Below are 23,269 nucleotides of genomic sequence, written 5' to 3'. Positions count from 1 at the left end.
TCGTGTAAATATTTTTTTATTCTCTGAGTCATATGCAGCAGATTCTCATGAACACATTTGTGTTGATATGGCTCAGTTTGATTTCTCCACAGCTATACGCTGTAACAGAATTAAATTTTGGGTGGTGTTTTAAAAAGTATACTGACATTAAATGAAGCCATTATTGATGTAAAAGAAAGTTGGTGGTGTTTCAAAAAGTATGCTGGCGTTAAACAAATCCGTTATTAAGGTAAAAGAAAGTCAAATCAAAGGCTTTAAAATGATTTTCAAGCTTTTTAGAAAAGTTGCAACTTCTCCTAAATCCACGCCTGATTCGATGACGAATTCTACAATTGTTACCTTCAATACCGACGGTAAAAAACTTACCGATCACTTGCTTGCAACATTGAAATGCTGTGATAAAACTATCCCAATGATCACTCGCAATTCGAGCATATTGAACCCCAAGCTTTTTAAGTCTAGCTTTAAGACGTTGAACCGTTGCTAAATCCCGCTTACCCCAAACATAAGCAACAATTTCTCCAGATTCTCGATGGTAGGCATAAATAAGCCATTGTTTATTTTGCTTATTCCCTACAAAAGTCCAAAGTTCATCGACTTCAAGACATTCGTAGTGGCTTTGTTTAGGCTGAATCTGATAGATCGATTCACTTAAGGTTCGTAATACCTTGCCAATGCTGATACGCTCGACTTCAGCAATATCTCTTACACCGCTTCCTCTGACCATCAAATGTAATATCTTGCCGGTAATACCTGAGTTACACCCTTGATAGCTTAATGCATGATCACCAATAAACTGACGTTTGCAATCTTTGCACTGATGGTTTTGTTTCCCATCTACTTTGATGCCATTTCTCTTTATATTATTACTTAGACAGGTAGGACATTTGATTTGTAGCGTTATTTTCATACCTCTATTTTATCAAAAGCCATATTGTTTTTTTCAGCATACCTTTTGAAACACCACCAGAAAGTTAAGTCGAAGGCTTTAAAATGGTTTTCAAGCTTTTTGGAGAAATTACAACTTCTTCTAAAACCACGCCTTATTCGATGCCTTATTTGCAATTATTACCTTCAATTCCTACAGTAAATAACTTACCAATACTTTGCTTGCAGTTTTTAAAAGCAGTGATGAAACTGTCCCAATGATCACTTGCTATTCGGGTGTAGTGAATACCTAATTGTTTAAGCTTTGTCTTCAACCTTTGGACTGTAGCTAAATCTCTCTTACCCCAAACATAAGCAACAATCTCACCTGTTTCTCGATGGTAGGCGTAAATAAGCCATTGTTTATTATTTTTATTTCCAACAAAAGTCCAGAATTCATCTACTTCGAGAGATTCATAAGGACTTTGTTTAGGCTGAATTTGATAGGCCCATTCAGTTAAAGTCCGTAAGACTTTACCGATACTAATGCGCTCAACTTCAGCGATATCTCGTATACCGCTGCCTCTGACCATTCACTGTAATATTTTACGAGTAATGCCAGAATTACATCTTAGATAGCTCAGAGCATGGTCACCAATAAACTGACGTTTGCAGTCTTTGCATTGGTAGTTTTGTTTCCCATCTACTTTGATGCCATTTTTCTTTATACTGTCACTGAGGCAGGTTGGACATTTGATTTCTAGAGTTATTTGCATTTCTCTATTTTATCAAAATTCAACCTGCTTTTTTTTAGCATACTTTTTGATACACCACCTTAAATTTTGATCATCATCAGTATGTCAAACTTGATGGCGAATAGGATTTTTATTCCAATCAGCTGATTGATCCCATTTCTGAGCAGCAGCCCTCTCAATTAAATTCCCCTAGTCAGACTCTTGCTGCTGAAAAAGTTCATTTACCTAATTCTTTCCTGACCTTAACAGGTCATAAAGACCATATTGGAACTTTTCAAAAAGCCTTCAGGCTGCCTGAATCAGTCATCAATCATGCGGTTTATATTTATGTGCCTTATCAGTATGGGGCTTATCGCATGTATGTCGATGATCATCTGCTGATAGAAGTAGGGCAGGTAGGCATACATGGTCAGCATCAGACCATGATGGCGCCAAAGTTGGCTTCTTTCTTTCCCTCACAGCGGGAAGTGACGATTACCATTCAGGCTTCAAGTTATCACCATATCCGTGGCGGGCTGGAAAACAGCATGTTTATTGGCTTTAACCAGCCTATTCTGGATAAGTTTTATGATCAGGTAATTCCTTTAAGTGTGATCAGTGGCGTTCTGCTGATGATTGGCTGCTTTATGGTGTTCTTTGCAGTATTTCGTAGCCTTAAAACGCAAGCAGGTAATTTGCTGCTGTTTCTAGGGTTATTTATTCTGTGCTTGAGCCTGCGTAGCTTCTTTGCAGTCCCATTCATTTATACTTTATTCACGAATATTTCCTGGGTATGGGGCACACGATTTGAGTATTTACTGAATGAATTGGCGACTCTGTTCTTCTTGATTTATATCTATTTATTGCCGTATCGACTGTTAAATCCTTATTTAATAAAAATCACAGCTTTGTTAATTAGTATCAATGTGGCTGTGACCCTGTTTAAGCTGCCTTATATCTTCCAGAGCTTCTTTTTTCCAAAGCTTTAGTATTGCAGTACTGGTTTTTATTAATCTGCTTTATGGCGCTTACCGCATGCACAAATCGCATGTGCGTTATTCCAAGATCAATTCTATTGCGGTGGTGCTGGTCTGCCTGACCTTCCTGCATGACTATTTACTTGCGCTTAAGGTAATTGATTCGGTTGAAATTGCATTTTATACCTCCTGTGCCTATTTTATTTTAATTACCTTTCAGCTCAGCCGTGATTATGCGGTGCAAAGTATTAATACCGAGTTGTTAAACAAGCAGCTTTTGCGACTGAATAAAGAACTTGATCAGAAGGTTCAGGACCGTACGCATGATATCACCTTGCTCAATAAGGAACTCGCGCAGCAGGTGAGGCTGGATTCGCTGACAGGTGCCTATAATCACTTTGCCTTAATATGAACAGCTTCAGCAGCAATATGAGCATGCGATAGCAAACCAATCTTCGCTGGCTGTTTATATGATCGATGTGGATTATTTTAAAAACTATAATGACTATTATGGCCATCTCAAAGGTGACTATATTTTAAAAACACTGGTTCAAACTATTCAGCAAATATTGCCTGAAAATGGCTTTTTGGCCCGCTATGGTGGAGAGGAATTTGCAGTTTTACTGGCAGATATTTCCTGGCAGGAAGCTAAAGCTTTTGCCGAGCAACTTTGTGAGGTTATTCGTCAGCTCAATTTAGAACACGCCAATCGTGGGGATGACAAAACCTGGATCAGTATCGGTGTCGGAGCAGCGATTATGGATGCAGAGCATATTTATAAAAATGTTGATCGTTTACTAAAAACAGCCGATCAGCAGTTGTATCAGGCGAAAATTCTTCACGATTCAGCCTGTATTAAATAATAAAAAACTCAATTAATGCATCAGCTATCTTATTGAGATTATGTTATATCCGCTTACGATTCCTTTACTTTTTTATTATTTTAGCCGCTGTCTGGAATGCTAAATTGGTACTTATCTGAATGAAATTAGCATGAAGAATAACAATGAAACAGACTCAAATAGCAGCAATTTTATTATTAGGCTTAGGTTCTTATAGCCTGACTGCCTGTGCCCAAGACAAGACTTCAGCATCCCCAGCTGGACAATCTGCTGCCAAAACCACACAGCAAGCTTATAAAGTCGAAGAGTTTGCGCAGTTGAATGAGCCATGGGCACTGATTGAGCTGCCAGATCAGCGTTTACTGATTACCGAAAGATCAGGAAAATTAAAATTATTTAATCCAGCCAATCGCAGCACTCAAACTGTTCAGGGTATTCCTCAAGTGGCCTATGGCGGACAAGGTGGCTTAGGCGATATCGCACTCCATCCTGACTTTGCCAAGAATCAGTGGGTATATCTCAGTTATGCCGAACAGGGGCAGGGTGGCTATGGTGCAGTTGTGGTTCGTGGCAAGCTCGATCTCACCAAGAGCACGCCACAGCTCACTCAGATTAAGAAAATCTGGACTCAGGTACCGAAATTTTCTTCAGGACAAGGCCATTATGGGCACCGGATTATCTTTGGCTCAGATAATAAACTCTGGATCAGTTCGGGTGAACGTCAGCAATTTAATCCAGCCCAGGACATGAAATCCAATGCCGGCAAGATTATTCGTCTGAATGACGATGGTTCAATTCCTTCCAATAATCCATTTATGAATCAGGGCGAAATTGCTAAGCAGGTCTGGAGTCTGGGACACCGTAATCCTCTCGGTTTGGCATTTGATCCACAAGGGCAGCTTTGGGTGATTGAAATGGGTCCTAAAGGCGGTGATGAGCTGAATAAAGTGATGAAGGGCAAAAATTATGGCTATCCGATCGTCTCCAATGGGGAGCATTATGATGGCAAGCCGATTCCAGATCACACTACCCGACCAGAGTTTGAAGCACCAGCATTAGATTGGACTCCGGTAATTTCTCCTTCAGACTTGCTGTTCTATACTGGCAATAGCTTTCCTCAATGGAAAAATAAAGCCATTGCTACAGGTCTGTCTTCTCAGGCAATGATCGTGATTGATACCACTCAAAATCCTGCGAAAGAAATACAGCGACTGGATATGAAAGAGCGGATTCGTGGTGCGATTCAGGCCAAAGATGGCTCACTCTGGGTGATTGAAGATGGTCCAAAAGCCAAGTTGCTTAAGATGACCGCACCTTAGTAAAAAGCTAAATAGTTAATAACACAATGAAAGAAAAAGGCCCCAACTCCTGTGAGGGCCTTTTCAAATTTAGCTCAGATACCTTTCCTCCGGTATCGATCAGCATCCTGCCGATGTTTTATTCTTGTTTTTGCAAGGCTTCCTGTCTTGGTATGCACTCAATATAACCTGAGTCAGAAAAACCGAGTAGAGGCGACAAGCTCACTTAAGAATATTTATCCGATTAATTCCAGAGTTCTCAGGATAATTTTACGATATGGTAGAGATAGGAGGCCTTATTGAAGCTCATCTCTCTATTCAATAAAAAATATCTAAAAGAATTCAATAAAATAATAAAAAGGAAAAGCACATGCCTACCGTTCAAATTGAAGTCCGGCAGCAGTATTCCCAGGCTGATGAAGAGCAGTTACTCGACAGCGTATTTCAATGTGTGAAAAATGCGTTTCAGCTGCCTGACTATGACCGTAATATCCGGCTGGTGGTACATGAAGCCCATCGTTTTCAGTATATGACTCATCTGACCCAGCCTGAATACTTTACCTTGATCGGTATTGACTGCTTCGCTGGCCGGAGTCTGGAGACCAAGCGCAAACTGTATCAGCAGATTGTGTAGAAAGCTTGGGAAAACTGGGCATTCCGCCTGATCATATCCTGATTCATCTGTGAGAAAGTCCATTGGAAAACTGGGGAATCCGAGGCGGACAAGCAGCCTGTGATGTCAATTTAGGCTTTAATATAGAGATCTGATTTTTTAAAAAAATACCAGATTTGTCTTGTCCTGAAATAGATTGACAGTATTCCACTTCAAACCGAGTTAAGCAATTAGCTCGGTTTTAGTTTGCTCATACGTCTGATTCGGGGTGTTCATATTTAAACTTAAATGTGGTCTATAGCAATTATAAATCATGATAGATTCCGCAATTAAGTGATCTAACTCTTTCATGGTTTGACATCGTGTAATTAAAAACTCCTGCTTTAATATTCCATTAATCCGCTCTGCTAATGCATTCTGGTAACAGTCTCCTCCATCTGTCATAGAAGGACATACCCCATAATGGCGTAATGCCGATTGATATAGTTCAGAGCAATACTGAGAGCCTCTGTCTGAATGATGAATCATCCTTGTCGCTCGATCCGTCACATGCTGCATCGCCATATGTAGAGCCTGCACAACATTCTCCGCACGCATATCATTCGATAACTTATAACCTTTAATCTGACGGGTATAAGCATCTGTCACTAAGGATAAATAATGTACGCCTTCAGCACTCTCAACATAAGTAATATCACTAACAAAGACTTCGTTGGCTTGCACTGCTGAATAATCCTTTAATAAATTTGGATGCTTCTTCATCCAATGCTTGCTATCCGTAGTTTTTGTATAGCGACGCTTGGGGCGAATCAATAAATTATGCTCTTTCAATATTTTAAATAACTGATCCCGTCCACACTTTAAACCACGCTGCAACAATTTGCCTTTAATAAGCCAATACAGCTTACGTGTTCCGATACTTGGCATGAGACAACGATATTCCATAACCAACTCAAGTATTTGTTCAGTTGCTTGTGCAGCCATTTGAGCACGTTTTTCTGCTTGATAATAAGCTTGTCGGGTGATTCCCAACCACTGACAATAACGTGAAACGCTTAGTCTTCTTTGGCTTTGCCAATCTTTGAAACGTGCTCGGTATACTTTTTTCCAAGATCAGTCCCACATTCTTTATCAATGTGATAAATCACATCCTGAATAAATTCAGTTTTAAGCTTTTCTGCGGCTAACTGCTTTTCTAATTGGCGGATTCGTTGTTGGGGGGTTAATTGGCGTTTAGAAGAAGTCGGCATATTCGAAGTCCAGTCCTGTTGTCCGTGCTTGCGTAACCATACCAGCACAGTTGATCTTCCTTGAATACCATATTTTGCCTGAGCTTGTTTATAAGTAATTTGCCCTTTTTCTACTTCATGTACAACCATCATTTTAAAGGCGAAGCTATAATCACGTTGTGTGCGTTTAACTCGTTGTTCTTGTGCATGTTCCATAAAATAAGTCTCTTAAGGTGTAAACTTATTTCAGGACGGGACAATTTTAAATACAAAAAAGCCTCAACATCCTGTTGAGGCTTTTCTGGATTTGCTTCTCAGATCTGACTCCTGTCTGACCTGTCAACGTCCTGTTACTCTGCGTTTTTTATTGTTGTTGTATCGCTTTGCAGACTTCCTGTCTGTCTATGAATCAAACTATAGCCTTGAACTGAAAGTGAGAATAGCCGACAAATTCTGCGCTGCCTGTAGGCTAAAGCGCACATCGCTGTCGTCCTCAGGCACTGACATACTGGATCAGCTTATCCACGACATCTCTAAGTGTTTTATTGTCGAATTCATTTCCTTCAAAGCTGTAGTCTTTATTGCGACTAAAAATGTCCCGCAGCTCTACAATCGCATTGGTATCCACCATGCCAAGCTGAGTGCCGACCTGACGGATCTGATCAATGGAACGTGAGCCGTTGGTGACGCCATAACCGATATAAGCTGCCGGTTTGCCTTGCCATTCCTTGGCTAGATAATCCAGCGCATTCTTTAATGCTGGGCTATAGCCATGGTTATATTCAGGACTGATAAAAATAAATGCATCCGCAAGAGCGATAAAGTCGGCCCATTCCTGCTGTTTCGGTTGATCATAAATACCGGTCAATGGGGGATGAGAACCAGCAAAAAGCGGAAGATCCCATTCTTTTAAGTCGACAAGTTCGGTTTCAAGCGTGCTAAAACCATATTTTTTAATTTCCTGTAGTACCCAATGTGCGACCTTAATTGCTGTACGTCCTTCACGCACACTGCCAACCACAATATAAATTTTCATATCTTTCCCTTTCTTATCGCATGCTCATCAAATTAAATTAATCAGATTTCTGAACAGAGACTAGAGAGGATTTGTATCCAGAAACTAAAAAAGCTCCCGAAGGAGCTCTTTTAAATCATGTGATTAGCCGATATTACATCAGCTTCACGCCTTGCTGGCCAGCTGGAGTAACTTTGAAGATTTCAACTTCAAAGGTGATATTTTTACCTGCAAGCGGATGATTAAAGTCCACTTCGGTAATATCATCATTTACGGATCTTACTACGCCATACAAAGTCGATTTGGCCTTGTCTTCAAACTCGATCATGTGACCTTCGATCGGACGTTCGCCAAATTTCACCGTATCAAATTTTTGGACATTTTCAGGATTCCACGGACCAAAAGCATCTTCGGGCGGAAGGCTGACAGTACGACGGTCACCAGCACGCAAGCCCATTAAAGCTTTTTCAAAACCTGGTAATAGGTTGCCATCACCAATGGTCAGGCTTACCGGTTCTTCACGGCTACGGGTATTGTCAATTTCTACGCCACTTTCGATCGCGACAGAAAAATGAAGCTCGACTTTAGAGCCGTCTTCAACACGAGTTTCCTCGTTAGGATTAATAAAATCAGTCATGTTGCGCCTGTGCACGTTGAATTCGGTGTTTTTCCAGGAAAAACGTATCAATCAGCAGCAGAATCGTACCTAAAGTAATGGCACTATCCGCAATATTAAAAGCAGGGAAGTGACTGTTCTGATAATAGACATGAATAAAGTCGACCACATAACCTAAAGAAATGCGGTCAATCAGGTTACCAATAGCACCACCCAGAATCAGGGCAACTGCTAGTGGCAAGACTTTCATGCTCTTTGGCATACGCATCAGCCAGAACACGAAAACCACAGACACTAAACCTGCAAGAGAGGTAAAGAAATAGCGTTGCCAGCCACCAGCATCGGACAAGAAACTAAAGGCAGCGCCATAGTTATGTAATAGTGTCCAATTTAAAAAGGGCAGGACGGGCACCGGATCTGCATATTCCAGATGTGTTACCGCAATCCATTTGGTCCATTGATCTAGAATGATCGCCAGAATAGCCAGTCCGATCCACCACAAATTGTGAGGATAGAACTGGAACAGACCCTTTTTCTGCTGTGGGTTAGGCATATTTTCTCTCTTCACCTTGGCCGCTCGGGAGGTTAATGATACAACGACCGCATAGTCCTGGATGTGAAGCATGTGTATTCACATCAGGAAGCACATGCCAGCAGCGTACACATTTCTCGCCATCTGCCGCAGATACTTTTACGCGTAGGCCTTCAAGTTCAGCGTCATTGCCTTGAGCAGCATCAAACGGATTCACGATTACCTGAGAAGTGATCAGAACGAAACGCAGCTCATCACCCAGACGGTCTAGAACAGCTTTCAGTTCATCATCGGCCCACAGCTCAACTTTGGCAGACAGGTTTGAACCCACTAGTTTCTCGTTACGCGCATTTTCAATGTGCTTGTTGACCGCAGATTTGACTGCAATCAGGGTTTGCCAGTCTGCTTCAGACAACAGGTTTTCTTGTGCTGAAACTGGAATATCGTACCATTCAGCAGTGAACACATATTTCTCGCTTTGACCTGGAATTAGTGGCCATGCTTCTTGAGCGGTGAAGCTCAGGATTGGTGCCATCCAGCGTACAAAGGCTTGTACCAGATGATATAGCGCAGTTTGCGCAGAATGACGTGCCTGTGAATCTGCTTTAGTGGTGTACTGACGGTCTTTGATGATGTCTAAGTAGAAACCACCAAGGTCGTTAATACAGAAGTTGGTCAAGGCATTGGTCACGATATGGAAGTTCATATCTTCATATGCTTTCTTGATGGTTTCCTGTACATCATTCGCGCGTTGCAGGATGTATTGATCCAGTGCAATCAGTTGATCTACAGGTAGAGCATCAGTTGCCGGGTTGAAGCCATTCAGGTTTGCCAACAAGAAACGCAGGGTATTACGGATACGACGATAACCATCTGACGCACGGTTAAAGATTTCTTTACCTGCGGTCATTTCATAACGGTAATCTGCTGAAGCGATCCAGAAACGCAGGCCGTCTGCACCCATGTTCTTGATAATGTCTTGCGGAGTAATGATATTACCCAGCGATTTCGACATCTTGCGGCCTTTCTCATCGACCACGAAACCGTGAGTCAGCAGACCTTTGTATGGCGCACGTTGATTGATTGCCATAGAGGTCAATAATGAAGACTGGAACCAGCCACGGTGCTGGTCAGAACCTTCAAGATATAGATCAGCTGGATCGGTCAATTCTTCACGGTCACGCAGCACTGCATAGTGGGTTGTACCAGAGTCAAACCATACATCTAAGGTATCGCGAACCGCGTTGTACTGCTCAGCATCATCACCGATGAAGTCTTTGGCTTCACGGTTATACCAGGCATCAATACCTTCCTGTTCGATCAGTTTCGCGACTTCTTCGATCAGTTCAGGTGTACGAGGATGCAATTCATTGGTGTCTTTATGCACGAAGAATGGAATTGGTACACCCCAGGTACGTTGACGTGAGATACACCAGTCCGGACGGCCTTCGATCATCGCCTGGATACGGTTTTTACCCCAATCCGGTACAAAGCTGATGTCATTTTCAATGGCATTCAACGCACCCTGACGCAGACCTTTTTCATCCATGCTAATGAACCATTGTGGGGTCGCACGGAAGATAATCGGAGTTTTATGACGCCAGCAGTGCGGGTAGCTATGCTTGATAGGCTTATGTGCCCATAGCTTGTTAGCTTCGCCAAGTGCCGCAATAATTTGGGGATTGGCCTTGTAGATGTGCTCGCCTGCAAATAGTGGTGAAGTCGGTAAATACACACCATTACCGCCCACTGGATTATCTACTTTCAGGTTATACAGCAGACCAACTTTATAGTCGTCCACACCATGGCCAGGCGCAGTATGTACAGCACCGGTACCGCTGGTTGCGATGACGTGTTCACCCAGAATCACTGGCACTTGACGCTCAGCAATTAGAGGATGTTGCAGTACCAGATTCTCAAGTTTCGCACCGGTAAAATCAGCAATCACTTCAACCGCATTAAAGCCATAGCGCTCAGTTGCAGATTCAACCAGATCTTTAGCCAGAATAAAGTTTTGTGCAGCTTTATCTTCACCACGTGCTTTAACCAGTTGGTATTCAATTTCAGCATGCAGGGCAACCGCCTGGTTCGCAGGAAGTGTCCAAGGCGTTGTGGTCCAGATCACGATATCAGTTGAGTCTTTAACTTCAACACCTAAACGTGCAGACAGATCCGCCAGATCAACCACGTTAAAGCCGACGTCGATTGCATCTGATTTTTTATCTTCATATTCAACTTCAGCTTCAGCCAGTGCTGAACCACAGTCCAGACACCAGTTCACCGGTTTAAGACCTGGCTGGATATGGCCATTTTTCGCGATTTCACCGAGTGAACGTACAATGTTGGCTTCCTGATTGAAGTTCATGGTGAGGTAAGGATTGCTCCAGTCGCCAAACACACCCATACGGATGAAGTCTTTTTTCTGTAGCTCAACCTGGCTCAATGCATATTCGCGGCAAGCTTTACGGAAAGTAGACGCATCCACTTTGACACCGACCTTACCGACTTTTTCTTCAACTTTGAGTTCAATTGGAAGACCGTGACAATCCCAGCCCGGTACATAAGGCGCATCAAAACCGTCCATGATGCGGCTTTTAATGATGATGTCTTTAAGTACCTTGTTGACTGCATGACCTAGGTGAATCTGGCCATTGGCATATGGAGGGCCGTCATGAAGCACGTATTTTTTCTTGCCAATTCGCGATGCACGAATCTGCTGATAAATGTCATCGGCATACCACTCTTCTAACCATTTCGCTTCACGTACTGCCAGATTTGCTTTCATTGCAAAGTCAGTACCTGGGAGGTTCAGCGTGGCTTTATAATCCACTGCATTTTCAGGAGTTTGCTTATCGCTCATGCAAGTTGTCTTCCAATTTAATCAGTCATTAGACTGACACGTTTTACAATAAAAATACGGGACATTAAAAGGGAAATGTGGGGTGTTTTCGACGAAACTCAAGCAGTTTCTCAACATCATCATCAATTCCGGCCTTTAACGCTTCAAGCGAAGGATAATCTTTTTCGCCATGCAGATAATTCAAGAAGGTTACCCGCATTAACAGGCCATACAGATTAGCAGAAACATCAGGAAAATGTACTTCTAATCGCCATTCCGGATGAGTCTGTTTGATCGCAGGGCGGGTACCCACATGACCGGCACCAAACAGGCTGCCCTGATCATAGCCGGCAATACCCGGCTGTTCAGGATTTTCCTGCTGAACCTTGGCGCTGAGTGATCCGGTTTCACAGACGACTTCAACCCCATAAATTCCCTGCAGGCAGGGTTTATGCCGGTTTAACCGGACATTAATGGTCGGGAAATCAATGGTACGGCCAATCTGGTCGCCGTATTGCACCCGGCCGGTAATACTATAAGGACGTCCCAGTAATTTGGCTGCCAGAGCCAGGTCGCCCGCTTGCAGGGTCTGACGGATGCGGGTAGAACTGACCCGTTCACCATCTAACGCAATAGTATGCAGGTTGGTGACCTTAAATCCGTAATCTCGCAGGAATTCACTATTGCCCTGACGGTTTTTACCAAAGTGAAAATCATCCCCCAAGACCAGATGTGCTGCATTCAGTTTATCTTTCAGAATGTCGGCAAAGGCTTCGGCACTCAGGCTTCGGAAATGATGATCAAACTTGGCGACCGCAATATAGTCCACACCCAGTTCACTTAGATATTCTACCTTTTCACGCAAAGAAGAAATACGTGGCGGTGCTTCATAACCTTTAAAAAATTCAAGCGGTTGTGGCTCGAAGATCATCACAACAGTTTTTAGTTGCTCAGCTTCTGCAACAGCTTTTAACTGTTTGATCATGGCCTGATGACCCAGATGCACGCCGTCAAAATTACCAATCGTAACGGCGGTTTTTGGCAATTCAGAATGGGACGCTAAAGCATTGAGACGGAGCAGCTGCATAGGCGAAATCAGGGAATTGAAAAATAGGAAAGGCTATATATTGCCATAATCTCAACGATTCGTCTTGTTGTTGTGTTTTTATGCAAAAAAATTATTGAAAAATCACGAAACACATTAAGAAGAAAGCGTGCCATTCAAGAATCTTCTGTGGTTATTTAAGTGAAAGATCTACAAAATAGAAATCTAAAAACCCGCTTTTCATTGCCCGGATTTTGCTTTCTAATGTCACGGTTTTCTCAGTCTCGGGTAGTTTGCATGTCAGATTCGGCACTCATTATGGCATTGGCCAGTGAATCCAAAGGTTTGTTCGAAGCAGAAGGTGCAGAAGTCCACTATAGTGGCATCGGCAAGGTGAATGCTGCTTTTAAGGCTTTTGAAGTGATTCAGAAAACTGGCTGCAAGACCCTGATTAATCTCGGCACCGCAGGCAGTTCCCATTTCAAAGCGCATGAACTGCTCGAAGTTAAGCGTTTTGTACAACGTGATATGGATGTTTCACCACTAGGATTTGAAGTTGGTATTACCCCGATGGATGATCATTTGCCAGGCGCAATTGATCTGGAACCGTTTTTTGCCCATTTACCGAAAGGAATTTGTGGAACAGGGGACAGCTTTGAAACAGGCTTGCCGAAAGTGGCTTGTCAGCTGGTGGATATGGAAGGCTATGCGCTGGCCAAGGTATGCAGAAAATTGAATGTGCGCCTAATTTCAGTTAAATATATTACTGACGGTGCAGATGATAGTGCTCATTTGGACTGGGAAGATAATCTGCTGCTAGGTGCGCAGAAATTATTGAATTTATATCAAACGTTAAAATAATAATAAAGGGTGAGAGAAGGGGTCGGCGACCATAAAATTTATGGTCGTATGCCAAATGCTTTTTGCGTTGACCTATTTTTCTTGTGTACGCGGAAGTACGCCGTACAGCATCATATGTACAGTATGCTGGATAATCCGTTGTTGCATGCTGCGGTTACGCAAGGTCTTACCTGTTACCATTTCCATCTGAGTCGCGAAATCTGCATAGTTCTGGGTCACGGCCCAGATATTCAGAATCAGCAGTTCAGGATCGATATCTTTAGAAATCTTGCCTTGTTCCTGCCAGTTTGAAATCACTTTGGCTTTACGCTTGACCAGTTTTTTCAATGGACCTTTTAAGATTTCTAAAATGTGCGGCGCACCCTGAATCACTTCCAGAGCAAATAAGCGCGAAGCTTTAGGCTGGGTACGCGATACTTCAATTTTTTGCATCAAATAATTGGTAATCGCTTCTTCAGGCTCAAGATCAGCTTCTAGCATTTGTAAAGGTGCCAGCCATTTTTGTAGAACGGTCGTTAAAACCTCTACATAGAGCGCCTCTTTATTTTCGTAATAATAGAAAATATTCGACTTATGCATTTCTGCAATTTGTGCGATCTCATCCAAACTCGCCCCATTAAAACCGTATAGGGAAAAAACATCGAGTGCAGCATTCAGCAGCTGGTTGCGTTTTTGAGTACTCTTTTTTTGTTCCATCAGCAAATATTAAAAACAATTAAAAAAGGGAATTTTTAATTGTACGTCAAATCATCAGATTTGTGCATCAAGTCAGGCGCTAATTTTATGAATAACGATGATTTATTCTTTAGATTAAAGATACAATTAGTATCGGTTTAAGGCGTAAGAATTAAAAACCAAGTTTTTGAAAAGGTTGATTATTTTTTAAGTACTAATTATTACCTTGAGGCATCATAAAGTTAAAATAAAATTAATGAATGAAGTTGAAATTTTGCCAATTGCTGAATAAATAATCAATAAGATGTAGGTTCTCTAGATTCGAAATAAAGAAATCCAGAATAAACAGCTATTCCGGATTCCCTCGCATTTCAGGTTGCCAAAACCGCATTCAGAACCTGTTGTTCAAGTTCGGCGAATTTCACATTCTTTTGTCGTGGACGTGGCAGATCAACTTTGAACTCTTTGGCAATATGGCCTTTATCTAGCAGGATAATCCGGTCAGCGAGTTGTACGGCCTCACTCACGTCGTGGGTGACCAGAATCGCGGTAAAGCCTTGTTCAGTCCATAATTTTTCAATCAGGTTCTGCATATCCAGACGGGTCAAGGCATCCAGTGCACCAAGTGGTTCATCCAGCAGTAAAATACGCGGCTTATGCGATAAGGCGCGTGCCAGGGCAGTACGCTGACGCTGACCACCAGACAGTTGTGAAGGCCAGAGCCCGGCTTTCTCTTTTAAGCCGACTTTCTCCAGCATTTGTGAAGCATTGTCATGCCGGTCTTTTGGTAGGCCGAGTTGCACATTCTGTTCGATGCTCCGCCATGGCAATAAACGCGGATCCTGAAACATCACACGGATATCATCAGCGGTAATGCCTTCACGGATATGACGCGCAGACTTGAATTTAATTTCGCCATAGCTCTGTTTTTCAAGATCGGCAATCAGACGGAGCAGGGTACTTTTACCACAGCCACTACGTCCAACAATCACCAGAAATTCACCCGGCTGAATATGCAGGTCTAGATCTTCCAGTACCTTCACTGAGCCATAGAACTTGTGCAGCTGTTCAATAATGATTTCGGCACCCGCAACGGCATTGGGATTGATATCGGTTGCAGCAGGCCCCTGCACTGCAGTCGAATCATTGGCAAGACGCCCTAAGCTGAGATCAGTCATCACATGCTCCTCAATATTTTTTCAATTATTTTTGATAGCCAGCATGCCAGCGCAGCAGGAATCGTTCCAAGGCTACAGCCAGGACATCTGCCAGTTTACCGAGCAGGGCATACAGTAAAATACCTACCAGTACGATATCGGTTTGCAGGAATTCACGTGCATTCATGGTCATATAACCAATCCCGGACTGTGCAGAAATGGTTTCAGCCACAATCAGCAGTACCCACACTAAACCTAACGAGAAACGTAAACCCACCAGAATCGAAGGCATTGCGCCTGGTAAAATAATTTCTTTATACAGTTGCCAACGGGTGAGCCCATAGCTTTTACCCATTTCGATCAGCTGCGGATCGACTGAGCGAATGCCATGATAGGTATTGATATAGATCGGGAAGAACACGCCGATGGCGACCAGAAACAGCTTGGCTGATTCATCGATGCCGAACCACAAAATCACCAGTGGAATTAGGGCCAGGGCAGGGATGTTCCGGATCATCTGTAAAGTGGTATCGAGCAGGGTAGAGGCAGCCTTGGACGAACCATTGAGTAAACCTAGAAGCAGCCCCAAACCACCACCCACCAGTAAACCACTCAGGGCACGGCCAGCACTGACTTTTACATGGGTCCAGAGTTCGCCACTCATCAGCAGAGCCCAGAATGCGGCGATGACTGCACTCGGTGCAGGCAAAATTCGGCTTTCCAGCAGGCCAGTACTTGACGCGATCTGCCAGATCAAAATTAATCCAATGGGAACTAACCAGGGCAGCAAACGCTGCCCGAGTTGTGTTCCACGTGAAACCTTCTTTTCTGCAATGGTTTCAACAGAAACGACTTTCGACATTAAGCTGGCTCCTGAACACTCGCAGCCTTCTTGTTCTCATCTGGCATGTAGTTATTTGCCACAATTTCACCGAATGGACCAGTCAGGTTTGGCTGAGCCAGTTTTTGTTGAGTTTCTAATGGAAGCAATGGGAATACCAGTTCAGCAAAACGGATCGATTCTTCCAGATGTGGGTAGCCTGAGAAAATGAAGGTATCGATACCTAGATCAGCATATTCCTGAATACGTGCTGCGACAGTTTCTGGATCACCTACAAGCGCTGTACCTGCACCACCACGTACCAGACCTACACCTGCCCACAGGTTCGGAGACACTTCGAGTTTGCTACGGTCGCCATTATGCAGTTCAGCCATACGACGCTGACCGACAGAGTCCATTTGCTTGAATTTTGCCTGAGCTGCTGCAATGGTTGCATCATTTACATACTGGATCAGCTCTTCTGCGGCCTTCCATGCTTCTTCATTGGTTTCACGAACAATCACATGTAAACGGATACCATAGCTAAGCTTACGGCCTTTCGCTTCAGCTTTGGCACGGACATTTTCAATCTTTTCTTTGACTGCTGCAGGTGATTCACCCCAAGTCAGGTAAGTGTCAACCTGATCTGTTGCAAGTTCAATCGCAGCATCTGAAGAACCACCGAACCACAGTGGAGGATATGGTTTTTGAACTGGTGGATAAAGCAGTTTGGCCTCGTCCACACTTAAGCGTTCACCATGGAAAGTGAAGCTTTCGCCTGTATGTGAACGGGTCAGAATTTCACGCCAGATGGTGGTGTATTCAGCCGCAGTCTTGTAGCGTGTTGCATGATCTTCATAAACGCCGTCACCTTTTAGTTCTTGCTCATCACCACCCGTCACCAAGTTCAGCAATACACGGCCACCAGATAGACGGTCAAAAGTTGCAGCCATACGTGCAGTCAGGGCAGGCGTAGTAACACCTGGACGCAGCGCGACGAGGAATTTCAGTTTTTTAGTGGCATCAATCAGGCTGGCTGCAGTTAACCATGGATCTTCACATGAACGGCCAGTCGGGATTAATACACCTTCATAACCAAGATTATCGACCGCAACCGCAATCTGCTTCATGTAGGCATGATCAACCTGGCGTGCACCTTTGCTGGTACCTAAGTAGCGGCTGTCGCCATGTGTCGGGATAAACCAGAAAATTTTCATGTCTTTGATCCTTAGATTATTTGCCTGCCCAAACGGCTTGCTGAATATTGATAGATTTCGGAATTATCTTGAGTTCGCTGAAACGGTTTGCGAGTTCCTGCTGATCGGCAATTACTTTCTTGGTGAGCGGTACAGCACCAGACGGATTTGGACGACGCTGGATAAAGGTCTGGCTGACAATCGGTTTTAGACCGGTACTTTGTGCAAAGATGCTTGCAGTTTCAGCCTTATGGCTTTGTACCCATTTATCTGCAACATTGACCTGCTTGATAATGCCTTTTAAGGCTTGCGGATGATTTTTGATTAAATTTTCTGAAGCGAGGTAAAAGGTGTAATTTGGACTTAAGCCCTTACCTGAAGATAAAACTCTGGCTTTATTTTCTACTTGAGCCGCAGCATAGTAGGGATCCCAAATCGCCCACGCATCAATCGCCCCTTTCTGGAAAGCTGCACGCGCATCAGCAGGGCTTAACCAGATCGGCTGGATATCAGTCCATTGCAAACCCGCTTTGCGTACTGCCTGTACCAGTAAATAATGTGAGCTTGAACCGCGGTGCACGCCAACACGTTTACCTTTGAGCTGGCTCAGCTTGGTAATTTTGGAATTATGCTGGACCAGAATGGCAGAAGATAAAGGTTTTGCAGTTTCATAAGCAAAATAGTGCAATGGCTTATTGCCTGCCTGAGCGTAGACAGGAGGTGTATCTCCAGTTGCACCCACATCGATAGAACCTACCGCCAATGCTTCTAAAATTTGTGGTCCGCCTGGGAATTCATTCCAGCTGATTTTTGCATTTGGAAATTCTTTTTCAAACAGCTTTTGCTGCTGTGCAATGACCAGGTTCACAGAGGCTTTTTGGTAGCCCACACGAAGCTGTTTAACAGAAGGATCTACTGCCCAAGTGGCACTTGAACCCAACATCGCGCAAGCAACTAATGCAGCTTTCATCCCATGACTGGAGGTCTTGAACCATGTGATTGCTTTGTTGTGTAGCTGATGTTGAGTCATGATTAAATCCCCTAAATTGTTCTTTGGTTTACTTCGCGATAATTGCAGATTGAATATGCAGTTTTGCTGGAATCAGTTGCTGGCCATAGAAGGCATCAGCCACTTGTTGTTGTTTTTGTGCCACTTCGGGAGTGAGTGGTTTTACCCCAAAGCCCATGCGTGAAATAGACGTTTTCAATACATCAAATGCCAGACCTGTTGGTTTTTCCAGAAGTTTGGCTGCTTCATCCTGATGAGCAGAGACCCACTCAGTGGTCAGATTGAGTTCATTCACGACAGCTTCAATAATTTGTGGGTTGGCTTCAGCAAACTTGCGATCTGCCAGATAGAACTGATGGTTACTGACGATGTTCTCCCCCGTGGCGATGACACGCGCACCAATCTGATTTTCTGCTGCAGCGAAGAATGGGTCCCAGATCACCCAGGCATCGACAGCACCGCGTTCAAAAGCGGCACGGGCATCAGAAGGTGGCAGGTAAACTACTTCGATATCGCTGAGTTTCAGATTATTGGCTTCAAGGACTTTAAGTAGTAAGTAATGAACATTTGAGCCTTTATTTAAGGCAACACGTTTGCCTTTCAGATCCTGTACAGATTGAATTTTCGAGTCTTTTTGTACGATTAGCGCTTCAGCTTTCGGTGCTTCAGGCTGATTGGCCACATAGACCAGATTTGAGTTCGCTGCTTGAGCAAAGATCGGTGGCGCTTCACCGGCTTCACCAAAAGATACGCTGCCGACATTCAAGCCTTCCAGCAACTGAGGACCAGCCGGGAATTCAACCCATTTCACATTCACGCCTTGTTCTTTTAATGACGTTTCTAAGGTGACACGTTCTTTTAAAATCGGCAGTACGCCATATTTCTGGAAACCAATATTCAGGGTCACGGCTTCTTGTTTTTTGCCACAGCCAGAAAGCATCATCACGCCAGCCACCGCAGCACTAAGGACCGCAGTTTTTGTGAATAATTGAATGTGTGATTGGCGCATTAATCAGAACTCCTGAAAATTTAGAAATGTGAAATGAAGAACTTAGGCATACGCTAAAGCTTTTTACTTTTCTAAAAAAATAACTATTCAGGAATTTCTAATGAATAAAAAAGATAAATAAAAAAGTGCAAAACTTATGCAGGAAAGTGATTTACATATTAATTTAGGAAGAAAGAGTAATTAATATAAGATAATGAAATATAAAATTATTTATTCTAAATAAAGTGGCCAGATATGCTTATTAGAAAATCAGCAATAAGATTTTTATACTGAATGCAGGTTTTATGAATATCGTTATCTAAAATAAAAATATGAGAGCGCATAAAAAAAGTCACTTTAAAGTGACTTTTTACAGACAATTGAATTGCGCTGATAATTATAAAAAGCCTGTCGGGCATCGGGCAAATCATCTACTGATGCCGGTTCAAAACCCTGTTCCAGAAACCAGTGTGCAGTACGGGTCGTTAAAATAAACAGTTGCTGAATACCCAGACTTTTGGCTTTATCTTCCAGATAATGCAGGATCTGGCTACCGCGGTTGGATTGACGGTAACTTGGATCTACTGCAACGCAGGCGATTTCTGCAGAACGCAGTTCATTGCCCGTAGTCGGAATCGGATACAGGGCTGCACAGGCCAGAATCATGCCATCACGCTCAATTACGGCGAACTGGTCAATTTCATTTTCCAGACGCTCCCGCGAACGGTAAACCAGAATGCCTTCTTCTTCCATGGGGCGGAGCAAACGGATCAAGCCACCGACATCTTGAATGTCGGCCATACGCACTTCTTCATAATGCGCATCGGTGATCATGGTGCCGGAACCATCCCGGGTGAACAGTTCTTCCAGCAAGGCGCCGTCATAGGTATACGAAATCAGGTGAACGCGATTGACGCCATTTCGGGACGCTTCCTGAGCGGCCTTGAGCTGGAGCCGAATTTCAATATCCTGTTCATCAGAAAGAATATAGTCATCCAGTTGCTGTGGGGTTACTTCCCGTTTTAACTGACCCTTACTGTCGAGCAGACCATGCTGTCGACCCAAGATAATTAGTTTATCGGCTTTAAGACGAGTCGCAGTTTTGGTTGCGACTTCCTCAGCTAGAAGGTTAAAAACTTCACCTGTGGTTGAATAGCCGGTCGGACCGAGAATCACAATATTATGATTGTCCAGATGACGTTGAATCGCATCGGTATCAATGGCCCGAACTTCACCAGTTAACTGAAAATCGACCCCGTCACGGATGCCATAAGGTTTGGCTGTCACAAAATTTCCTGAAACGGCATCAATGCGCGCACCATACATAGGTGAGTTGGCCAGTCCCATCGACAGTAAGGCCTCAATCTGTAAACGGATCGATCCTACTGCATTCAGTACACAACTTAAGGATTCACGAGTCGTCACCCGACGCTGCTGGTGGAAAGGGGTCTCGAAGCCACTCGCAGCCAGATTCTGGTTAATCTGCGGACGCGCGCCGTGCACCAGAATCAGACGGATTCCTAAAGAATTGAGCAGGGCAATATCATGAATGATGTGCTGAAAGTTATCATGCGATACCGCTTCACCATCAAACATGATCACAAAGGTTTTATTGCGATGAGCATTGATATAAGGCGCAGAATGGCGAAACCAGTGCACGTATTGCAAGGTGTTGCTCGGTGAGGTTTCTGCTGCAGTCATAGCTGTGCCTATTTCAACATTTAAAGATCTAGCTTTGATTCTAATGAAAAAATACTGAAGTGGAAGTACAGATATAAAAAAACACCTGAAGCGAGCTTCAGGTGTCTGCTAGAAGGGCAGAAAAGGGAATGATTAGTTGATGATTCGAACAATCTTGTCGTTACGATCGTTGACTAGTACATAGTCACCATTGATTTTGTACCATTGCTGGTTTTTACCTGCTTTCGGCAAACGGCGTGCTTCATAGCCACTGACTTCAAAGCGACGGTTGTCATACTGGTTTGGCAGTTTTTGACCTACGCGCCAGTCACGGCTTGGGTTAACCCCACGGTTGTTATAACGACGGTCATCGCGGCGATCATCCCATTTTTTCGCATCTTTATGATCCCAGTGTGGTAATGGTTTATGCGGTGCATAACGTGGATCATGATGCTGCGGTGCTGCCATTGCAGAAGTAGCAACCAGCGCACTAAGAGATAAGGCAATTGTAGTTAAAACTTTTTTCATGGCTCTCACCTAAAAATCTGTACATGTTTTCGATGAGATTAAATTAGCGAATAAGTGGATAGAAAGCGTGAGGCCAGTTTAGTGGAATTGTTAAGTGCATGAAGGAATTTAGGAGATTAGCCACGATTAAAAGGAAAGCTCTAAAATAAGAAAAAGCCTAAAAAGGCTCATCCGAAAAATCAAAAAGCCCAAACGAGGTTGGGCTTTGCATCAGGTTCTGAATCAGTCTCCGATGATCCGGACAATACTGTTATTTTCAGAGTTCACCAGAATGTAGTCATTGTTGACTTTGTACCATTGCTGCTTACGGTCTGGTTTAGGCAGTTTATGATCCTTATATTCGACCTTGTAGCCATTACTGCGATAATGCTGCGGCATGACATAGCCTGGCTGCCAGCGTAACTGTTGCAGACGTTTAACACCACGTTCTTCACGCATACGACGTTTATCATACTGGTCTTGGTGATCGTCATGGAACTCACGCGCTTTCTTGGCCTGATGATGACCCGGACCCCGTTCCATACGCTGTTCATCATTGAAATGAGGGGCAGCGTTTGCAACATTTGCCAGCATGAATGCACTGCAGGACATTGCCAATGCTACCAGAACCTTTTTCATGTTGAACCCTCATTCAATTGTTCATTTTCTACAGTAACTAATGTATGGAAAAATTGCAGAGAAACTGTGAAGAACTGGCTGAAGTTTTATATCAATTACAGAGAAATTATGATTATGCCATGATTTTACATAAGCTTAGGATGCACTTCAGTCAGTTGACCAGTTATGCCCAGCCCCATTGGCATTTCAGCAAAACCGGGATCAAGATGCAAGCGCAATGTCCTGAATTGTGTATCAAAACCGTCTCAAATTAGTGGAAAAAATATTCTTTTTAAACACCGGATCTTGATTTGGTCATTGCAATTTTTCAGTTCCACTGTTCCGTTAAACCCTGTAAGGACTGAATGGCTTCAGCCACAGACTCTGCCTCGACTGCATCTTCTAAAGCCAAAATCAGGACAGTTGATAACTGCAAGTTTTCAATACGACGAATAGTTTCAGTTTTACGTTTTTGGTCTGCCATTTAATTTTCCTTCGCTTTGATTTAACTTGAAAAGCATTATAAAAATTTTATATTAATTTGGAAAACCGAATAATTTTATATTATTGATTTGTTAAAACGATTTATATCTGTTTTTTAAAGAATTTAAGGATAAAAAAAGAGCATCATCTGTAAATGTGCTCTTTCGGGATCTAATGAACGATCTTAATAGGCATAGTTCAGATCAGTATAGTCACTTAGGGATTTCTGTACATGTGCCTGAATAAAAGTACGCACATCTTCTGCTGTCATTGCTTTGCCCTGATTGCTGATCACATGTTCAATTTCAGGCTGACCTTCGATCTTGATGCGATAGACAAAGTGTTTCGCTACCTGATAACGATCGTCCAGCTTTTCGATACCCGTCACATAATGATAGGAATGTTCAAAATTCAGATCGGTATGGGAAAAGACAAACTGGTCAAACAGTTTCAGTTTTTGACCATTTTCGAGTGCCTGAATGTCATCGACAATGCTGGCATCAAACTTCATGCCGTATTTTTCAGAGATCGGCTGCTGATCGACCAGCAGAGAGACCATGCCATCTTCCAAAGTCGTCACGGTGATGTTGTTTAAGTCAGTCATGTTGCACTCAAATAAAAATCTGTTGGCGCTAGTATAGGGGAATTTGCAGCGAACTGAATAAAGA

Annotated in this window: 24 protein-coding genes and 2 pseudogenes; 7 read left to right on the top strand and 19 right to left on the bottom strand. The window is 43.2% G+C overall.

Going from position 1 to position 23,269, the window contains the following annotated elements; genetic code table 11:
• Positions 1 to 208: 208 nt before the first annotated feature.
• Together C3F22_RS14270 and C3F22_RS14265 are read right to left on the bottom strand one after the other, a co-directional pair.
• The gene (locus C3F22_RS14270) at positions 209 to 910 is read right to left on the bottom strand and encodes an IS1 family transposase (protein ID WP_004730370.1); all 702 of its coding nucleotides are present in this window, start codon (positions 908 to 910) and stop codon (positions 209 to 211) included.
• Positions 907 to 1,643: pseudogene (locus C3F22_RS14265) on the bottom strand (IS1 family transposase). The gene C3F22_RS14270 and the pseudogene C3F22_RS14265 overlap by 4 nt, the downstream one beginning before the upstream one ends.
• A 335-nt stretch (positions 1,644 to 1,978) precedes the next feature.
• On the opposite strand from C3F22_RS14265, the gene C3F22_RS14260 reads away from it, so the two are divergent.
• The 5 genes and pseudogenes from C3F22_RS14260 (at position 1,979) to C3F22_RS14240 (ending at position 5,486) form a co-directional block, all read left to right on the top strand.
• Positions 1,979 to 2,590 carry a hypothetical protein gene (locus C3F22_RS14260; protein WP_104426781.1) on the top strand — a complete coding sequence of 204 codons (612 nt, stop codon included), beginning with the start codon at positions 1,979 to 1,981 and terminating at the stop codon, positions 2,588 to 2,590.
• Positions 2,591 to 2,636: 46 nt separating this feature from the next.
• Positions 2,637 to 2,990: a hypothetical protein gene (locus tag C3F22_RS14255; protein WP_104426780.1), complete on the top strand. Its 354-nt coding sequence runs from the start codon at positions 2,637 to 2,639 to the stop codon at positions 2,988 to 2,990.
• Between the two features lie 58 nt (positions 2,991 to 3,048).
• Positions 3,049 to 3,441 carry a GGDEF domain-containing protein gene (locus C3F22_RS14250; protein WP_265735204.1) on the top strand — a complete coding sequence of 131 codons (393 nt, stop codon included), beginning with the start codon at positions 3,049 to 3,051 and terminating at the stop codon, positions 3,439 to 3,441.
• A gap of 143 nt (positions 3,442 to 3,584) precedes the next feature.
• Positions 3,585 to 4,739, top strand: coding sequence for a PQQ-dependent sugar dehydrogenase (locus C3F22_RS14245; RefSeq protein ID WP_104426778.1), 1,155 nt, complete (start codon positions 3,585 to 3,587; stop codon positions 4,737 to 4,739).
• Between the two features lie 349 nt (positions 4,740 to 5,088).
• Positions 5,089 to 5,486 (top strand): annotated as a pseudogene (locus tag C3F22_RS14240) (tautomerase family protein).
• 67 nt (positions 5,487 to 5,553) lie between these two features.
• On the opposite strand, the gene C3F22_RS14235 reads toward C3F22_RS14240, so the two are convergent.
• The 6 genes from C3F22_RS14235 to ribF form a co-directional block, all read right to left on the bottom strand.
• Positions 5,554 to 6,776, bottom strand: a protein-coding gene (locus C3F22_RS14235; protein ID WP_104426777.1) for an IS3 family transposase whose coding sequence is annotated in 2 segments (ribosomal slippage) — positions 5,554 to 6,440 and positions 6,440 to 6,776 — 1,224 coding nt in all. Because the reading frame shifts where the segments join, the coding sequence is not laid out codon by codon here.
• A gap of 277 nt (positions 6,777 to 7,053) precedes the next feature.
• Positions 7,054 to 7,596 (bottom strand): NADPH-dependent FMN reductase, encoded by a 543-nt coding sequence (locus C3F22_RS14230; protein ID WP_005232867.1) that lies wholly within the window; start codon positions 7,594 to 7,596, stop codon positions 7,054 to 7,056.
• A gap of 133 nt (positions 7,597 to 7,729) precedes the next feature.
• A complete protein-coding gene (locus C3F22_RS14225) occupies positions 7,730 to 8,212 on the bottom strand; it encodes an FKBP-type peptidyl-prolyl cis-trans isomerase (protein WP_004781352.1) in 483 nt (160 codons plus the stop codon).
• Positions 8,205 to 8,744 carry a signal peptidase II gene (gene lspA, locus C3F22_RS14220; protein WP_004781354.1) on the bottom strand — a complete coding sequence of 180 codons (540 nt, stop codon included), beginning with the start codon at positions 8,742 to 8,744 and terminating at the stop codon, positions 8,205 to 8,207. Before lspA ends, C3F22_RS14225 begins: the two co-directional genes overlap by 8 nt.
• Positions 8,737 to 11,583 (bottom strand): isoleucine--tRNA ligase, encoded by a 2,847-nt coding sequence (gene ileS / locus C3F22_RS14215; RefSeq protein ID WP_104426776.1) that lies wholly within the window; start codon positions 11,581 to 11,583, stop codon positions 8,737 to 8,739. The genes lspA and ileS overlap by 8 nt, the downstream gene beginning before the upstream one ends.
• A gap of 64 nt (positions 11,584 to 11,647) precedes the next feature.
• Entirely contained in the window at positions 11,648 to 12,649 is a 1,002-nt protein-coding gene (gene ribF, locus C3F22_RS14210) for a bifunctional riboflavin kinase/FAD synthetase (RefSeq protein WP_104426775.1), read from the bottom strand.
• A 255-nt stretch (positions 12,650 to 12,904) separates the two neighbouring features.
• Between ribF and C3F22_RS14205 the strand changes: the two genes are divergently transcribed.
• Positions 12,905 to 13,468 (top strand): 5'-nucleosidase, encoded by a 564-nt coding sequence (locus tag C3F22_RS14205; protein ID WP_104426774.1) that lies wholly within the window; start codon positions 12,905 to 12,907, stop codon positions 13,466 to 13,468.
• Positions 13,469 to 13,540: 72 nt separating this feature from the next.
• On the opposite strand, the gene C3F22_RS14200 is transcribed toward C3F22_RS14205, so the two are convergent.
• The 9 genes from C3F22_RS14200 to C3F22_RS14160 form a co-directional block, all read right to left on the bottom strand.
• A complete protein-coding gene (locus C3F22_RS14200; protein ID WP_005232857.1) occupies positions 13,541 to 14,164 on the bottom strand; it encodes a TetR/AcrR family transcriptional regulator in 624 nt (207 codons plus the stop codon).
• 350 nt (positions 14,165 to 14,514) lie between these two features.
• A complete protein-coding gene (locus C3F22_RS14195) occupies positions 14,515 to 15,321 on the bottom strand; it encodes an ABC transporter ATP-binding protein (RefSeq protein WP_104426773.1) in 807 nt (268 codons plus the stop codon).
• Positions 15,322 to 15,346: 25 nt separating this feature from the next.
• Positions 15,347 to 16,162, bottom strand: a complete 816-nt coding sequence (ssuC, locus tag C3F22_RS14190) for an aliphatic sulfonate ABC transporter permease SsuC (RefSeq protein ID WP_104426772.1) — start codon at positions 16,160 to 16,162, stop codon at positions 15,347 to 15,349.
• A complete protein-coding gene (ssuD, locus tag C3F22_RS14185) occupies positions 16,162 to 17,337 on the bottom strand; it encodes an FMNH2-dependent alkanesulfonate monooxygenase (protein WP_104426771.1) in 1,176 nt (391 codons plus the stop codon). The genes ssuC and ssuD overlap by 1 nt, the downstream gene beginning before the upstream one ends.
• Positions 17,338 to 17,353: 16 nt before the next feature.
• The gene (locus C3F22_RS14180; protein WP_104426770.1) at positions 17,354 to 18,346 is read right to left on the bottom strand and encodes a sulfonate ABC transporter substrate-binding protein; all 993 of its coding nucleotides are present in this window, start codon (positions 18,344 to 18,346) and stop codon (positions 17,354 to 17,356) included.
• 28 nt (positions 18,347 to 18,374) lie between these two features.
• Positions 18,375 to 19,334: a sulfonate ABC transporter substrate-binding protein gene (locus C3F22_RS14175; RefSeq protein WP_104426769.1), complete on the bottom strand. Its 960-nt coding sequence runs from the start codon at positions 19,332 to 19,334 to the stop codon at positions 18,375 to 18,377.
• 336 nt (positions 19,335 to 19,670) lie between these two features.
• Complete coding sequence (argA, locus tag C3F22_RS14170) at positions 19,671 to 21,014, bottom strand: amino-acid N-acetyltransferase (RefSeq protein ID WP_104426768.1); 1,344 nt, start codon at positions 21,012 to 21,014, stop codon at positions 19,671 to 19,673.
• A gap of 132 nt (positions 21,015 to 21,146) precedes the next feature.
• Positions 21,147 to 21,521, bottom strand: a complete 375-nt coding sequence (locus C3F22_RS14165) for an RcnB family protein (RefSeq protein ID WP_104426767.1) — start codon at positions 21,519 to 21,521, stop codon at positions 21,147 to 21,149.
• Between the two features lie 222 nt (positions 21,522 to 21,743).
• Positions 21,744 to 22,139, bottom strand: coding sequence for an RcnB family protein (locus C3F22_RS14160; protein WP_004781371.1), 396 nt, complete (start codon positions 22,137 to 22,139; stop codon positions 21,744 to 21,746).
• A 44-nt stretch (positions 22,140 to 22,183) separates the two neighbouring features.
• Between C3F22_RS14160 and C3F22_RS14155 the strand changes: the two genes are divergently transcribed.
• The gene (locus C3F22_RS14155) at positions 22,184 to 22,393 is read left to right on the top strand and encodes a hypothetical protein (RefSeq protein ID WP_034170274.1); all 210 of its coding nucleotides are present in this window, start codon (positions 22,184 to 22,186) and stop codon (positions 22,391 to 22,393) included.
• 53 nt (positions 22,394 to 22,446) lie between these two features.
• Here the strand turns inward: C3F22_RS14155 and C3F22_RS18385 are convergent, their stop codons facing one another.
• Together C3F22_RS18385 and C3F22_RS14150 are read right to left on the bottom strand one after the other, a co-directional pair.
• Positions 22,447 to 22,602, bottom strand: a complete 156-nt coding sequence (locus tag C3F22_RS18385) for a hypothetical protein (protein ID WP_171284731.1) — start codon at positions 22,600 to 22,602, stop codon at positions 22,447 to 22,449.
• A 183-nt stretch (positions 22,603 to 22,785) separates the two neighbouring features.
• A complete protein-coding gene (locus tag C3F22_RS14150; RefSeq protein WP_004781373.1) occupies positions 22,786 to 23,205 on the bottom strand; it encodes a hypothetical protein in 420 nt (139 codons plus the stop codon).
• Positions 23,206 to 23,269 lie beyond the last annotated feature (64 nt).

Origin of the sequence: Acinetobacter sp. ACNIH1, assembly GCF_002934695.1 — a bacterium.
Taxonomy (GTDB): Bacteria; Pseudomonadota; Gammaproteobacteria; order Pseudomonadales; family Moraxellaceae; genus Acinetobacter; species Acinetobacter variabilis.
The sequence above is the reverse complement of the archived record's forward strand: the minus strand, read 5'-3'. Positions and strand labels throughout refer to the sequence as shown.

Coding starts and splice junctions, on each gene's coding strand:
- C3F22_RS14270 (WP_004730370.1), bottom strand. CDS start 910: ATGAAAATAACGCTACAAATCAAATGTCCTACCTGTCTAAGTAATAAT.
- C3F22_RS14260 (WP_104426781.1), top strand. CDS start 1,979: ATGTATGTCGATGATCATCTGCTGATAGAAGTAGGGCAGGTAGGCATA.
- C3F22_RS14255 (WP_104426780.1), top strand. CDS start 2,637: ATGCACAAATCGCATGTGCGTTATTCCAAGATCAATTCTATTGCGGTG.
- C3F22_RS14250 (WP_265735204.1), top strand. CDS start 3,049: ATGATCGATGTGGATTATTTTAAAAACTATAATGACTATTATGGCCAT.
- C3F22_RS14245 (WP_104426778.1), top strand. CDS start 3,585: ATGAAACAGACTCAAATAGCAGCAATTTTATTATTAGGCTTAGGTTCT.
- C3F22_RS14230 (WP_005232867.1), bottom strand. CDS start 7,596: ATGAAAATTTATATTGTGGTTGGCAGTGTGCGTGAAGGACGTACAGCA.
- C3F22_RS14225 (WP_004781352.1), bottom strand. CDS start 8,212: ATGACTGATTTTATTAATCCTAACGAGGAAACTCGTGTTGAAGACGGC.
- lspA (WP_004781354.1), bottom strand. CDS start 8,744: ATGCCTAACCCACAGCAGAAAAAGGGTCTGTTCCAGTTCTATCCTCAC.
- ileS (WP_104426776.1), bottom strand. CDS start 11,583: ATGAGCGATAAGCAAACTCCTGAAAATGCAGTGGATTATAAAGCCACG.
- ribF (WP_104426775.1), bottom strand. CDS start 12,649: ATGCAGCTGCTCCGTCTCAATGCTTTAGCGTCCCATTCTGAATTGCCA.
- C3F22_RS14205 (WP_104426774.1), top strand. CDS start 12,905: ATGTCAGATTCGGCACTCATTATGGCATTGGCCAGTGAATCCAAAGGT.
- C3F22_RS14200 (WP_005232857.1), bottom strand. CDS start 14,164: ATGGAACAAAAAAAGAGTACTCAAAAACGCAACCAGCTGCTGAATGCT.
- C3F22_RS14195 (WP_104426773.1), bottom strand. CDS start 15,321: ATGACTGATCTCAGCTTAGGGCGTCTTGCCAATGATTCGACTGCAGTG.
- ssuC (WP_104426772.1), bottom strand. CDS start 16,162: ATGTCGAAAGTCGTTTCTGTTGAAACCATTGCAGAAAAGAAGGTTTCA.
- ssuD (WP_104426771.1), bottom strand. CDS start 17,337: ATGAAAATTTTCTGGTTTATCCCGACACATGGCGACAGCCGCTACTTA.
- C3F22_RS14180 (WP_104426770.1), bottom strand. CDS start 18,346: ATGACTCAACATCAGCTACACAACAAAGCAATCACATGGTTCAAGACC.
- C3F22_RS14175 (WP_104426769.1), bottom strand. CDS start 19,334: ATGCGCCAATCACACATTCAATTATTCACAAAAACTGCGGTCCTTAGT.
- argA (WP_104426768.1), bottom strand. CDS start 21,014: ATGACTGCAGCAGAAACCTCACCGAGCAACACCTTGCAATACGTGCAC.
- C3F22_RS14165 (WP_104426767.1), bottom strand. CDS start 21,521: ATGAAAAAAGTTTTAACTACAATTGCCTTATCTCTTAGTGCGCTGGTT.
- C3F22_RS14160 (WP_004781371.1), bottom strand. CDS start 22,139: ATGAAAAAGGTTCTGGTAGCATTGGCAATGTCCTGCAGTGCATTCATG.
- C3F22_RS14155 (WP_034170274.1), top strand. CDS start 22,184: ATGGAAAAATTGCAGAGAAACTGTGAAGAACTGGCTGAAGTTTTATAT.
- C3F22_RS18385 (WP_171284731.1), bottom strand. CDS start 22,602: ATGGCAGACCAAAAACGTAAAACTGAAACTATTCGTCGTATTGAAAAC.
- C3F22_RS14150 (WP_004781373.1), bottom strand. CDS start 23,205: ATGACTGACTTAAACAACATCACCGTGACGACTTTGGAAGATGGCATG.